The organism is Acidaminococcus massiliensis (assembly GCF_900095825.1).
GTDB lineage: Bacteria > Bacillota > Negativicutes > Acidaminococcales > Acidaminococcaceae > Acidaminococcus > Acidaminococcus massiliensis.
This window is the reverse complement of the sequence record NZ_LT608315.1, coordinates 2,288,722-2,301,196: the sequence shown is the minus strand read 5'-3', so window position 1 is coordinate 2,301,196 and position 12,475 is coordinate 2,288,722. Positions and strand designations below refer to the sequence as shown.

13 protein-coding genes are annotated in these 12,475 nt (G+C 52.1%); 8 read left to right on the top strand and 5 right to left on the bottom strand.

Annotated features, from left to right (window positions below):
- Positions 1–4: 4 nt before the first annotated feature.
- Positions 5–1,195, top strand: a complete 1,191-nt coding sequence (locus BQ2657_RS11040; protein ID WP_075580655.1) for a pyridoxal phosphate-dependent aminotransferase — start codon at positions 5–7, stop codon at positions 1,193–1,195.
- 306 nt (positions 1,196–1,501) lie between these two features.
- On the opposite strand, the gene BQ2657_RS11035 is transcribed toward BQ2657_RS11040, so the two are convergent.
- The 4 genes from BQ2657_RS11035 to BQ2657_RS11020 all read right to left on the bottom strand — a co-directional run bounded on the left by BQ2657_RS11035 (position 1,502) and on the right by BQ2657_RS11020 (position 4,120).
- The gene (locus BQ2657_RS11035; RefSeq protein ID WP_198524555.1) at positions 1,502–3,139 is read right to left on the bottom strand and encodes a subtype B tannase; all 1,638 of its coding nucleotides are present in this window, start codon (positions 3,137–3,139) and stop codon (positions 1,502–1,504) included.
- 338 nt (positions 3,140–3,477) lie between these two features.
- A complete protein-coding gene (locus tag BQ2657_RS12735) occupies positions 3,478–3,627 on the bottom strand; it encodes a YvrJ family protein (protein WP_083236257.1) in 150 nt (49 codons plus the stop codon).
- A gap of 2 nt (positions 3,628–3,629) precedes the next feature.
- Positions 3,630–3,878, bottom strand: a complete 249-nt coding sequence (locus tag BQ2657_RS11025) for a DUF2922 domain-containing protein (protein ID WP_075580654.1) — start codon at positions 3,876–3,878, stop codon at positions 3,630–3,632.
- A 14-nt stretch (positions 3,879–3,892) separates the two neighbouring features.
- The gene (locus BQ2657_RS11020; protein WP_075580653.1) at positions 3,893–4,120 is read right to left on the bottom strand and encodes a DUF1659 domain-containing protein; all 228 of its coding nucleotides are present in this window, start codon (positions 4,118–4,120) and stop codon (positions 3,893–3,895) included.
- A 406-nt stretch (positions 4,121–4,526) separates the two neighbouring features.
- Here BQ2657_RS11020 and BQ2657_RS11015 point away from each other — a divergent pair, with 406 nt between their 5' ends.
- The gene (locus tag BQ2657_RS11015; RefSeq protein ID WP_075580209.1) at positions 4,527–5,696 is read left to right on the top strand and encodes an IS110 family RNA-guided transposase; all 1,170 of its coding nucleotides are present in this window, start codon (positions 4,527–4,529) and stop codon (positions 5,694–5,696) included.
- A 236-nt stretch (positions 5,697–5,932) separates the two neighbouring features.
- Here the strand turns inward: BQ2657_RS11015 and BQ2657_RS11010 are convergent, their stop codons facing one another.
- A complete protein-coding gene (locus BQ2657_RS11010) occupies positions 5,933–6,484 on the bottom strand; it encodes a peptidoglycan recognition protein family protein (protein ID WP_075580652.1) in 552 nt (183 codons plus the stop codon).
- 249 nt (positions 6,485–6,733) lie between these two features.
- On the opposite strand from BQ2657_RS11010, the gene BQ2657_RS11005 reads away from it, so the two are divergent.
- The 6 genes from BQ2657_RS11005 (at position 6,734) to BQ2657_RS10980 (ending at position 12,475) form a co-directional block, all read left to right on the top strand.
- Positions 6,734–6,961 carry a helix-turn-helix domain-containing protein gene (locus BQ2657_RS11005; RefSeq protein ID WP_083236256.1) on the top strand — a complete coding sequence of 76 codons (228 nt, stop codon included), beginning with the start codon at positions 6,734–6,736 and terminating at the stop codon, positions 6,959–6,961.
- Between the two features lie 135 nt (positions 6,962–7,096).
- Positions 7,097–7,615 (top strand): hypothetical protein, encoded by a 519-nt coding sequence (locus BQ2657_RS11000; RefSeq protein WP_075580650.1) that lies wholly within the window; start codon positions 7,097–7,099, stop codon positions 7,613–7,615.
- A gap of 165 nt (positions 7,616–7,780) precedes the next feature.
- Positions 7,781–8,716 (top strand): ATP-binding protein, encoded by a 936-nt coding sequence (locus BQ2657_RS10995; RefSeq protein WP_075580649.1) that lies wholly within the window; start codon positions 7,781–7,783, stop codon positions 8,714–8,716.
- 14 nt (positions 8,717–8,730) lie between these two features.
- Positions 8,731–9,267 (top strand): RNA polymerase sigma factor, encoded by a 537-nt coding sequence (locus BQ2657_RS10990; RefSeq protein ID WP_187119205.1) that lies wholly within the window; start codon positions 8,731–8,733, stop codon positions 9,265–9,267.
- A gap of 367 nt (positions 9,268–9,634) precedes the next feature.
- Positions 9,635–11,242 carry a type I restriction-modification system subunit M gene (locus BQ2657_RS10985; protein WP_075580647.1) on the top strand — a complete coding sequence of 536 codons (1,608 nt, stop codon included), beginning with the start codon at positions 9,635–9,637 and terminating at the stop codon, positions 11,240–11,242.
- A 9-nt stretch (positions 11,243–11,251) separates the two neighbouring features.
- Positions 11,252–12,475 (top strand): restriction endonuclease subunit S, encoded by a 1,224-nt coding sequence (locus tag BQ2657_RS10980; protein ID WP_143224883.1) that lies wholly within the window; start codon positions 11,252–11,254, stop codon positions 12,473–12,475.

Below are 12,475 nucleotides of genomic sequence, written 5' to 3'. Positions count from 1 at the left end.
CAACATGCATATTTCTCAGCGGACGCTGCACATTCCCACTTCTCCCATCCGGAAACTGGCTCCCATTGCCAACCGGGTGGAAAAGACAAAGAAAATCTATCATTTGAATATTGGACAGCCGGATATCCCCACCCCGGATAGTTTTTTTGAAGGGGTGGCATCCTATCATCCAAAAGTGGTGGCCTATGGAAAATCCCAAGGGAACGAGAAGCTGCTCCAGGGAATCCGGAATTATTATGCCGGCTGGGGCATGGAGTACGACCTGGATGACATCTTTGTGACCAATGGGGGCAGTGAAGCCGTTTCTTTTGCGGTGATGACCACCTGCGATCCTGGGGACAACATCCTGATGTTCGAGCCTTTCTATGCCAACTATAAGAGTTTCACTGGGGCTTACAATGTGGAAATCAACGGGGTCCCCACTTCTCCTGATACCGGCTACCATCTGCCGGATGAGGCGACAGTAGAAAAATACATCAACGACCGGACCCGAGCCATCCTGATCTGCAACCCAGGGAATCCCACCGGAGTGATCTACACCCGGGCGGAAATGGATATGCTGTCCCGGATCGTCCGGAAATACGATCTGACCCTGATCGCCGATGAAGTGTACCGGGAATTCGTCTATGATGGGGTCTATACCAGCTTCGGACAGCTCCGGGAATTGGATGACTACCTGGTCCTCATCGATTCCGTTTCCAAACGGTACAGTGCCTGCGGCGCACGGAGCGGCTGCGTGATCACCCGGAACAAGGCACTCCAGCAGGAACTGCTGAAGTGTTGCCAGGCCCGTCTTTCCTGCCCCAACATCGAACAGCTGGGAGCTGCTGCCCTTTACACCACCCCCAAATCTTATTGGGAGGATGTGAAAAAGGAATATACCAAACGGCGGGATACCATCAAAGCCTGCCTGTCCCGGATGCCTGGGGTGATTTCTTCTGATCCCAAGGGGGCCTTCTATGTGATGGTGAAGATGCCCATCGATGATACGGAAAAATTTGCCAAATGGCTCTTGGAAGACTTTGATATCGACGGGGAAACGGTGATGATCACCCCCGGCAACGGATTCTATGCCTCCGATGTGAAGCGGGGACAGGATGAAGCCCGGCTGGCCTACGTGCTCAATACCGAAGACTTGAAAAAAGCCATGCGGATCCTGGAAGAAGGACTGAAAAAGTATCCGGGGAGAAAATAAGAAAAAGGAGCTGTTGCATGCGCAACAGCCCTTTTTTGTCACTGGTCAACGGTCACTGGTCTCTGGCCAATGGAAAGAACCCGTGGCTGGCGGGTTCTTTCGAATAAAAATAGGAGTTTGCCTTTCTTTTAATCCGTTGCTTGTCTTGGTTTCTTCTGGAGAGGCAAGGACAAGCCAAAGGCGCGTCTGAGCCGGCGTCATACAATGAAAGGCAGCCGCAGCTCGGCTGCCTTCCTTCGTCCAGTGACCAGTGACAAGAGACCAGTGACAGGGAGATGTTGCACACAACGTGCAACATCCCCCTTTTTATTTGCAAATCGAATCGATCCAGGCGAACAGCTCATCCAAGTCATAGTCTCCAGCGTGGCCTTTGCCCCAGGCGGCGGCAAAATCCACGTCCTTGCCCTGCTCTTGGAGCTTCAGGGCCAGCATGGCCGGCACGGGCATGGCCGTATCCCGGTCTACAGAGCCGTGGCGGATCCGCCAGTGGGGAGCCAGGGTCACCGATTCCTTTCCGATATATTCCAGAGGACTCAGCAGTTTGATATCTCCTGCCGGCGCCATGGGATTCTTGTCCGTCCGGTGCTCATAGCCGAAGGTACTGAAATGGCGGGGCTGGTTGGTACTGGTGGCAAATTCATCATTTTCTCCGGAAGAACCATCCAGCTTGTCAAAGGCGGGCGCTACTTTCAGACGGGTGGCAAAAGCAGCATATTTGGCCAGATCCATGTCTTTTACTTTGCCGTCTTTGATCGTCAGCCAGTCCAGCTTGGAAAGATCTGCTCCGCTGTCCAGGGCTTTCTGGGCAGAAGCCATGTAGATGCCCTTGATGTATTCCTTGAAGGACCCGCTGCCATTTTTGTCCAGGGTCAGGAGACGGCCTTCCGCAACCTTCAGTCCTAAGCTGTTCACATAGGCAGGGAACAGCGCTTTCAGCTGGCTGGAAACCTTCTTCTGGGCGCTGGTCATCGGGGTACCCTGGGCGGTTTCCCGAGGAGCATTGGCCGGACGGTCAGCAACGGTGCCGGCAGCAGGAGCGGCTCCGGTCCCAGGGAAACTGGCTCCTCCCTGGCTGGGGGCCTGCATGGTAAAGCTCTGGTGGGCGGTGTTCACTCCATTGAAGACCCATTCATAGGCCAAATCTGCATGGGGCAGGTCAGTGATGGGGCAGTAGTCCATGGAGCCAAAGATATCATCCCGTTCTTCCGCAGCCCCGATTTCCCGGAGGTACGGTTCATAATCCGGGCTGTTCCCGGTGGCTCCCAGCAAGGCGGAAAGGGCACCGCCTGCACTGGTTCCGTTGGAAATGATCTTTTCTGTGTCCCCGGCCGGGAGCTGTTTCCGGTTGTGGCGGAGATACCGGACGGCTGCCTTGTAGTCCACGATGAGCGCCGGAGCTTTGCCCACATAAGTGCCGTTGGCATCGGTGGTGCTGCGGCCCCGGATGGCAGGAGAAGCCACCACATAGCCTCGGTCCAGGGCCTGGAGCAGGGTGGAAGTGCTGCCGCCGCCCATCACATGGGTATCCTTAGGATCCCCAGCCTTTCCGGGCATGTAGCCGCCCACCTGGTTGGGCAGGAAAATGGGAGCCGTCTGGGCCGTATAGCCATTGACGGATTTTCCCTCCAGATAGGCAGCAGGGATAAAGATGTTCATTTTTTCATAGTCGGCATTTTTGGGATGGGCTACGTAAACCAGATCCCGGTATGCATAGTAGGTGACTTGGCGATTGTCCAGAGAAAGGGATTCTTTCACCCCTTTGGCAGCGGGGAAAGTCAAGTCATAGGAAGCTTGGGATGGGGAAGGAACTGCCGGAGCCGCTTGGGCAGAAACAGCAGGAGCAGCGGTCTGGGAATTTGCCGTCTGAGCGGCAGCCCCAGCCCAGGCAGGAAAAGCGCAAAGGCTGCAGAGAATGGCAGCCGAAAGAGTTTTTTTGGTCATCATCAGCAAAACACGATCCTTTCCGGTAAAATAAAAAACAACGATGGGCCCATACCAGGTATGCAGCTATCGTTGTTGGCTTATAGTATAGCGAAGGAAAATGAAGGGGAGATGAAGAGACCAGTGCAGAGGGAAGAGTGCAGAGTGGAGAGCAGGCCTCCGGCCAGAGGGATTGAGAAGAAGTCAGAATTCAGATTTGTCCAGTCTAGCAGCAGGACCGATTTGCTTAGCTCAGGTCAATCTGACGTCTGACTTCTGAAAGGCCCGGCGGGCCGGCCTGACTTCTCTCTTGACCATTGAAAAAAAGCGTGCCGCGATTTTTTTCGCAGCACGCTTTTTCTCTATTCCATCTTCACTGCCATGCGCAGCCGTTCGATGCTCTGGGTCAGGTTCTCCAGTTTCTCTTCCATCCGTACCAACAGGTACCAGGAGATGACCATGGGGAAGCCGTACTGAGCAGCCTGGCCGGCCAGCAGGGTCAGGTCGTCCATGGTCAGCCCTCGGCGCTTTCGTCAGCGGCCGGGTCCGCCAACAGGTCCTGTACGTCCGTCACCTTGGCTGCCTGGACGGTTTCCACCGGAAGGTTGTTCCGGGAGAGGAAAATCTTGCTTTCCACCACCTTTTCCATCACCGGGAGCACCGCTTCCTTATCCACGTCCGTACGGGGATTGGGGATGCGGATGTTCTTGGTGGCTTTTTTGCTGTCTTTGAAGATCAGGTCCAATTTCCGGGAATCTGCCATCTGTCATGCCTCCTTTACACTTCTTCCGTGAGCTGATGCCGTTCCACCACGTACAGGCCGTGGGGAGCTTCTTCCATCAGCCCGCCGAATTCTTTGCCCATTTCCGCCAGCTGGTCCGCTGTGGCCTTGGTGTCCAGGTTGTCGTAGCTGATGTTCTTGAATTTGGGCTGGTCATTCTTGTCCACCCCATTCTTCACTTCTAGCTGCAGGGTCACTGCAGTCAGGTCTTTCGTTGCTGCCATTGGTTCATTCCTCCTTTGTTTACAAGATGATCCAGGTCAGAGAGTGTAAGGGGGCGGGGGGAGAAAAGCGTCTCACGCCGATGGAGGGAACCCACCGGGGCGGGTTCCTTTAAAGGGTTAAACCCACAGGCCGGGAAGGGCGGGCCTGCGGCACGCCCCTCGTATAATAGAGTTGTACCAGATATTCCCTTTTATAGTGAATTACGGTACGATTAGAATGGAGCTGTGGATCGGTTGCGCGCCCCTACCGCTTGACGGTTTTTGTAGAGTCCGACCACAGAATTCATTCAATTTGTTAATGAGTTGGATACCGCTCGACGGTTCATATCTAGCGAGGATACATTATGATGAAGTCTCTGTGGCTTTGATGCACAGCTGCCAATTCAAAAAAAGGAGGTTGATTTTTATGCTTTGTGTCGGAATTGACGTTGCAAAGCGGAAACATGACTGCTGTATCATTGACTCGGATGCATTGAAAACAGTTGAATCTTTTACATTTCCCAATTCACGGGAAGGCTTTGACATGCTCCTTTCCAAGATTTCTGAACTGGGCATTCCAAAAGATAAAATAAGAGTAGGATTGGAAGCAACCGGTCACTATTCCTCGAATCTCGCCCATTTCATCTCAGAACATGACCTTCCACTGCTCACTTTCAATCCGCTTCTCACGAATAGATACAAGCAAGGATTCAGCCTGCGTAAGACCAAGACTGATAAAGTCGATGCCTGCGCTATTGCACAGATGATTGTGTCAGGGAAAGGTTCCCAAACCTACTCTTCTTCATTGTACCATAACGAGGAAATGAAATCACTCTCTCGTTACAGATCTCAAACCATGCAGAAGTGTTCCAAGCTAAAGATATCAGTTTCCCGTCTGGTTACGATTTTATTCCCAGAGCTGGAAGGGCTGACATCTTCCATCCATCTTGCTTCAATCTATGCGCTTCTAAAAGCCTATCCTGGCCATGAACAGATTGCTCATTGCAGCATGAAGCGGCTGACGCGCCTGTTAAGTGATGCCTCACAGGGGAGATTTGACAAAAGCAAGGCTTTGGAAATCCACCAGGCAGCATGCCGTTCTATCGGTAAAGTCTCGCTTTCGGCTTCTATGGAACTCGTCCATACCATTACGGATATTGAAGTGTTGAAGCAGCATATCGTTGAAATCGATGAGAAGCTTAAGGAAATGGTGGACCAGGAAGAATCTTCGATTATTGACATACCAGGGATCGGTTATACCCTTTGTGCCAGCATTCTGGGCGAAGTTGGTGATTTCAAGCGTTTTCCGGATGTCGACAAGCTCCTGGCTTACGCAGGGATGTCACCTTCCAAACATGACTCTGGAGACTACCATTCGAAGCATAACAAGATGGAAAAAAGAGGATCCCCCTATCTGCGAAAGACACTGTACCTTGCCGCCCGCCTGGTTGCACAGAACGTACCGAGATTCAAAGAATACCTTGAAAAGAAACTGTCAGAACACAAGCCTTACAAAATCGCTTTGTCCCATGTAGCCAAGAAACTGATCCGATTGATTTACCGGCTGGGTATTAGTGGCTGCCCTTATTTAGCCTGATTTTTTTAAGCCCACAAGAGGGGGCTTGGGTAAGTGCGCCCTTTTGCCAAGATCCATAGCAACTGAAATTTATTTTAAAATTGGCTTGACTTTATATAGTTGGTCTACCTCGTTGCAATCGAACGGGGGAGCCCATCCCGGCCGTCCAGAGGGCTATACGTTCAAAGGCAAATGCGCAGTATTTGGCATCTATCGGCCGTTGACCGTTGACAGCTGACCGCGGACAGGAAAAAGGCTCACGCCTTTTTCCGCTTCAGCCACTGATAATACAGCCCCTTTCCCCGGAGTACCGCCCCGCCGCCGCGCCATACTCCGTCGTAGTCTTTCAGCTTCCACAGATCCCACCGTTCAAAAGCGGGAGTCCCGGCCATGCTCGGCCCGTAACCGTCCAGGTCGGCAGCCTCTGCATGGGTCATGACATGGGCAGGCTCCAGAGGGAGTTTCCAGACATCCGACAGAGCAGCCAGCAGGATGGATGCGCTTTCCACCTGCAGGGAAGTGGGGGGATAGTCCCCCAAATCGAAGGTGCCGTCGGCATAGAGCACGGCATCTCTGGCACAGCACAGGGCAATGCCTAGGGCACCGGTATTCCGGTTCCAGGTGTGGGGAAGGGTCCGGGTCCAGTCCCGGGTACTGGTGACCAGGCTCCCGTCCCCCCGGATCAGCAGGTGATAGTCTGGGAACAGCTGGTCATACCGTCCAGCCGTCCAGTGCAGGTAGATTTTCTGGATGCGCCCACGGGCCCTGCGGGCCAGTTCCAGGACTTCCTGCCGTTTGATTTCTTCCATGTCACCGCCTCCTTACACTGTATAAGAGACGGGAGCGAGGATTTTTTCGAGTATTTTTTGCGAACGGGGCCGAATCAGTCTCCCTGCTGCCATATGGACGATGCACTGTCTTGTGCCTTACGGGGTTTACATTTTGGATCATTTTTCGGCGCATTTTTTAGGGCGGACCGGACACATGTGTCCAAAGTATTTACAGATATTTCTACACAAGTATAATAATAACTATAACCAAAATCTTATTTGAAGGAGATGCTGCAGATGCCTGTTTTCCAATCACTTTTCTTCTGGCTCACATTCCATGAGATCACCATGAAACAGCTGTCAGAAGATACGGGGATTTCCGTCCGTACACTGACCCGTATGAAGAAAGCGACCAGGGAACAGAACCCCAAGTACATGCCATCCATCAGGACTCTGCAAGAAATCAGCAAAGTAACCAATCTGCCCATTGAAGAAATGATGGACAACCTGCCCTAAGGACAGCAAAGGAGGGAATCGAAAAGAAACGACAGGGACAAACGGTGACTGCTGTCCCGAAGCCAGGGTCTCTTCCGGGGGTCCTGGCTTTTCTTATAGACAGAATAGTGCGAAAGAGAAAGGAGTGCTTTTCTTATGGCCTGCCGCCGTATGATCAATTCAAAAATCACCGATGATGAACGCTTCTTGGTGCTGGCGCCTGATACCCAGGCGCTCTATATGCACCTGGTCCTCCATGCCGATGATGACGGTTTCGTCAGCAATCCCCTGGGCATCGTGAGGCTCACCGGATGTCAGCCGGAATCTCTGGAAGAGCTGAAACAATCCGGCTTTGTGATCCCCTTCATCAGCGGAGTCCTCTGCATCACCCACTGGGGGCAGCACAACTGGATCCGCAAAGACCGGTACACCCCGAGTATCCACCAGGAGAAACGTTATGTTACAGTTTTACGGGACAGAAGCTATGCTGTATTGGATGATTGTAGATCTTACGTCAGCCATTCGGGCAGCCGCCCTGACAGCCATCCTGGCATCCTTTGGGACTGCCTGGATGACAGCCATGGGGAAGACTCGTGGTATGACGGACCGGATGACAAATGGCAGCCCAGTGACAGCCAAGCGGCCGGAAAAGATTTTGGAAGGGAGGAGGGATAAGCCCATCCAACCTGGCTCTACAAGCCTTGACGTCCCCGTGGGCATACCAACGGAAGCCACAGGTTAGTTTAGGTTAGGGTAGAGTCAGAAAAGAAAAAGTGATAAAAAAGAAAAAAATCCCGACAGCCATGGAGCCGTCAGGGTCTTTGGAAAGGAGACATTGTGGTGGAAGTAAAGAAACAGGCTTCTGGAGAAGCAAAACTGGATTACGTGGAAGTGACCAATTTGATCGGTCCTCCGGCTTACGTGAAACGGGAGTACTATGAGAACCGCGGATTCCATATCCAAAAGGTGAAGGAACAGCAGGATCTTTGCAGGGCATGCAGCGGGGACATTTGCCGGCAGCCCATTCCGGGGATGATGCCTCTTTTGACCAGCCATCGGGGCTATCTGTATTTCCCGCTGACGCCCTGCCCCCGGAAGAAGCTGCGGGAACGGAAGCTCCGGATCCAGGAACGGAGGCAGGAAGCCAACCTTCCCAAGCTGTTCCAGGGAAAGACCTTTGCCGATTACCAGGTGACGGACGGCAACCGGCTGGCGGTGCGGATGGCTCAACGCTTGGTCCGGCAGAAAGATCCGGGAAAGGGCCTGTATCTTTACGGCAGCCGAGGCACCGGCAAGACCCTGCTGGCAGCCATCGTGGGGAATCTCCTGGTCCAGCAGGGCCAGCGGGTCCTTTTCACCAATACCTCCCAGCTCCGGTGCCGCTTCCGGGAGAATCTGAAACATCCCGATACCCCGGACCGGAGCCTGGAAAATGCAGACTGTCTGATCATCGACGACCTGGGGTCGGAACGGTTCAATGCTTGGGGGCTGGAGCAATTGGCCCGGGTCATCGACGTCCGGTACCGGCAGCAGAAAATGACCCTGGTGACCAGTAACGACAGTCTGAAGGCCTTGGGAGAAAAGATGGCCCAGGTGCGGGGCAATGGGGACAAGCAGGATGCAGAAACAGCGGCCCGGATCGTCAGCCGTCTGGCCGGGATGACCGTGCCCCTGCCCTTCTATGGGCTGGACCGGCGCTGGGCATTGGAACCTGGGGGAATCTGCTGCAGCCGGCCAGGAGGGGAAGAACCCATGGAACTATTCGAGAAGGGATGAAGGAAGGTGGCACTATGGAAAAAGAAAGAGAACTGGAAAAATTGCTTGTTTTGGCGAAACAGGGTGACCAGGAGGCCCAGCTGGCCATCGTCACCACTTTCCGGCCCTTGGTACGGAAACTGGCCGCCCAGGAACGGGACTATTCCCGGCGGACGGACCTGGCCAGCCAATTGGTGCTGGGCCTTTTGGAAGCCATCCGGAAATATCCGGGAGAAGATGCCAGAAAGTTCCCTGGCTTCGTGAAGACCCATTTGACCTACCTGCTGTCCCATTACATCCGGAAAGAAGCCAGGCAGAAACGCATCCAGGAGAAGGTCCAAGTGATGGAAGGAGGAAGATCCAGCTACCAGGAAGATTTCCTCCGGGGGATCCAGGCGGAAGAAATCCGCAGAGCCTTCCGACAGCTCACCCCCAAGGAACGGCTCCTGGTCCGCCAGGCGGCCGTCCAGCAAATCCCCTGGAAAAAGCTCCAGGAAGCCTACCAGTGCCCCCTGTCCACCCTGTATGGCAGATACCGGAAGGCGCTGGAGAAGATGAAGAGGGGAGAGTGAAGAGGGGGACATAGGGGCCGGGACGGGCGGGCCTGGGGCTCGCCCTTACACCGTTGGGGTCGGATGTTGGATACAACGGTCACAGGAACGGATTTTTTGACAACCCCGTTTCTCTGATTTTCTGTTGCATCTCTGACCCCAACGTGGTAGGGGCTGCCCTCAGGGAAGCCCTTCCCTGGCCGCCCGGCAGGGCTCTTGTAAGACGTCAGATGCGGCCCCAAGGGCCAGTCTGACGTCTTTTTTTGTCCGCCTTTTTGGACAGGGGGTGGGGTATAATAAAATTGACGAAAAAGAGGCCCTGATTCTGTGATACAATAAAAATATCACAAACAAGCATGCCAAATTATCCTAAAGGAGATTCACAACGATGAGCACTGACGAAAAAAGCCTGGAACAGGTTCTGTGGGATTCTGCCAACGTGATGCGCCAGACCATGGGGGCAGCGGACTATATGAACTATGCTCTGGGCCTTATTTTTTACAAGCATTTGTCCGACAAAACCCTGGAAGCGGCTGCCAATGCCCTGGTGGATGCCGGGGAAGTGGAAGCACAGGATGTGGCCACGGAAGAGGCCCGTCAGGGGGTGTATAAAAAATATTACGATGCGGAAGAATTCCACGAAGACCTGCTGGAAACCATGAACATGGATTATGAAATCAAACCGGACTTTACCTTTGCCGCTTTGATGGATTCCATCCGGAAGCAGACCTTCCAGCTGGAAAATCTGAACCAGGCCTTCCGGGACATTGAACAGTCCAATCCGGACCTTCTGGGCCATCTGTTCGACGATGTGGACCTGTATTCCACCAAGCTGGGGTCCACTCCCCAGAAGCGGAATGACATGATCGCCCAGGTGATGACGGCCCTGTCTCCCTTGAACCTGGACAGCCACAGCGGGGATGTGCTGGGGGATGCTTATGAATATCTGATCGGCACCTTTGCTTCCGATATGGGCCAGAAGGCAGGAGAATTCTATACCCCCCAATCGGTTTCCCAACTGCTGACCCACATTGTGACCTGGGGCCAGGAAGCCAAAAAGGGCTTCAGCGCCTACGACCCGGCCATGGGGTCCGGGTCCCTGCTGCTGAATGTGCGTCATTATATCCAGGATGTGGATTCCATTGCCTATTATGGACAGGAAATCAAAACTTCCACCTACAACCTGGCCCGGATGAACATGATCATCCACGGGATCGCTGCCACCAACCAGCATCTGCGGAATGCGGACACCCTGGACCGGGATTGGCCCAGTGATGAAGTGACGAATTTTGACGGGGTCATGATGAACCCGCCCTATTCCCAGCACTGGAGTGCGGACAAGGGGTTTGAAAGTGACCCCCGGTTTTCCGATTACGGGGTGCTGGCTCCCAAATCCAAGGCCGACTATGCCTTTTTGCTCCACGGCCTGTACCATCTGAAAGAGTCCGGCACCATGGGCATCGTCCTGCCCCACGGGGTACTGTTCCGGGGGGCTGCGGAAGGGAAGATCCGCCAAAAGCTGCTGGAAAAAGGGTACATCTATGCAGTAATCGGCCTTCCGGCAGGGATCTTCTATTCCACCGGCATCCCCACCATCATCATGGTGCTGAAAAAAGACCGTCCCGGCCGGGATGTGCTGTTCATCGACGGCAGCCAGGAATTTGAAAAAGGCAAGGCTAAGAACACCCTGACCCAGGCCAACATCCAGAAGCTGTTCCAGGCCTACGTGGACCGGAAGGACGTGGACAAATTTGCCCATGTGGCCTCCTTTGAGGAAATCCAGGAAAACGACTTCAACCTGAACATCCCCCGGTATGTGGATACCTCCGAACCGGAACCGGAAATCGATCTGGGAGAAGTGAACCGGGAAATGGCGGATACCAACCACCAGATCCAGGCTGCAGAAAAAGAACTGGCGGATATGATGGAAGAGCTGACCACCGACGACCCGAAAAAGGCCAAAGACCTCCAGGACCTGCTTCACCTGTTTCAGTAAGGAGATGGGATGATGAAAAAAGACATGAAGAAGGTTCCGGCGGTACGGTTCAAGGGGTTTACGGATGATTGGGAACAGCGTAAGTTCAGAGACTTGCTTCAATTAAGACGTGGGTTAACTTATTCTCCGGCTGATGTGAGACAGTCAGGTATAAGAGTATTACGGTCATCGAATATCAACGGAAATACATTTACAATCAATGACGATGATGTTTTTGTTGATGCAGCATCGGTAAATATACCATTAGTTAATAATGGTGACATCTTAATTACTGCTGCAAATGGCTCTTCTAAACTCGTCGGAAAGCATGCAATTATTAAGAATATTACTGATAGTATGGCAGTTCATGGTGGCTTTATGCTTTTAGGATCAGGAACTGACACTAAATTTGTAAATGCATTACTAGGCTCGCTGTGGTATCAAAGGTTTATTAGAACTCATGTTGCAGGTGGCAATGGGGCTATTGGAAATCTAAATAAAAGTGAATTGGAAAGCCAAAAAGTTTTAGTGCCATCAGAAGAAGAACAGCATCAAATTGGTACCTTCTTTTCTGAAATTGATGACACTATAACCCTTCATCAGCGCAAGTCCGACCAGCTGAAAAAGCTGAAAGCCTATTTCCTCCAGAATCTGTTCCCGGCCAAAGGAGAGAAGGTCCCGAAAATCCGGTTTAAAGGATTTACAGGGGAGTGGGAACAGCGGAAGTTGGGGGATTTTGGCTCAGTTGCTATGTGTAAGCGTATTTTTAAGAATCAGACGACGGAGAATGGTGATATCCCTTTTTATAAAATTGGTACATTTGGTGGAAAACCTGATGCCTATATTTCAAAAAATCTTTTTGATGAATACAAAAAGAAATATCCATATCCAGAGAAAGGTGATATTCTGATTTCCGCATCTGGAAGTATTGGCAGAACCGTCGAATATACGGGAGAAGATGCTTATTATCAGGATTCCAATATTGTTTGGCTTAAACATGATAATAGGATCCAAAATTCGTTTTTAATACAACTTTATAAGATTGTGAAATGGGCGGGTATAGAAGGCAGTACAATTAAGAGATTGTATAACGATAATATTCTTAAAACAAAAATTTTGATTCCTTCTGTACAAGAACAAATAATAATTGGAAATTACTTTAATAACATTGATAACCTCATCACCCTCCACCAGCAAAAAATCACCCAGCTCCAGGCAGTAAAAAAATTCCTGCTCCAAAATCTGTTTGTATAA

Excerpts from the sequence above, each read along its gene's own strand:
- BQ2657_RS11040 (WP_075580655.1), top strand. The coding sequence starts at position 5 with ATGCATATTTCTCAGCGGACGCTGCACATTCCCACTTCTCCCATCCGG.
- BQ2657_RS11035 (WP_198524555.1), bottom strand. The coding sequence starts at position 3,139 with ATGATGACCAAAAAAACTCTTTCGGCTGCCATTCTCTGCAGCCTTTGC.
- BQ2657_RS12735 (WP_083236257.1), bottom strand. The coding sequence starts at position 3,627 with ATGGACGACCTGACCCTGCTGGCCGGCCAGGCTGCTCAGTACGGCTTC.
- BQ2657_RS11025 (WP_075580654.1), bottom strand. The coding sequence starts at position 3,878 with ATGGCAGATTCCCGGAAATTGGACCTGATCTTCAAAGACAGCAAAAAA.
- BQ2657_RS11020 (WP_075580653.1), bottom strand. The coding sequence starts at position 4,120 with ATGGCAGCAACGAAAGACCTGACTGCAGTGACCCTGCAGCTAGAAGTG.
- BQ2657_RS11015 (WP_075580209.1), top strand. The coding sequence starts at position 4,527 with ATGCTTTGTGTCGGAATTGACGTTGCAAAGCGGAAACATGACTGCTGT.
- BQ2657_RS11010 (WP_075580652.1), bottom strand. The coding sequence starts at position 6,484 with ATGGAAGAAATCAAACGGCAGGAAGTCCTGGAACTGGCCCGCAGGGCC.
- BQ2657_RS11005 (WP_083236256.1), top strand. The coding sequence starts at position 6,734 with ATGCTGCAGATGCCTGTTTTCCAATCACTTTTCTTCTGGCTCACATTC.
- BQ2657_RS11000 (WP_075580650.1), top strand. The coding sequence starts at position 7,097 with ATGGCCTGCCGCCGTATGATCAATTCAAAAATCACCGATGATGAACGC.
- BQ2657_RS10990 (WP_187119205.1), top strand. The coding sequence starts at position 8,731 with ATGGAAAAAGAAAGAGAACTGGAAAAATTGCTTGTTTTGGCGAAACAG.
- BQ2657_RS10985 (WP_075580647.1), top strand. The coding sequence starts at position 9,635 with ATGAGCACTGACGAAAAAAGCCTGGAACAGGTTCTGTGGGATTCTGCC.
- BQ2657_RS10980 (WP_143224883.1), top strand. The coding sequence starts at position 11,252 with ATGATGAAAAAAGACATGAAGAAGGTTCCGGCGGTACGGTTCAAGGGG.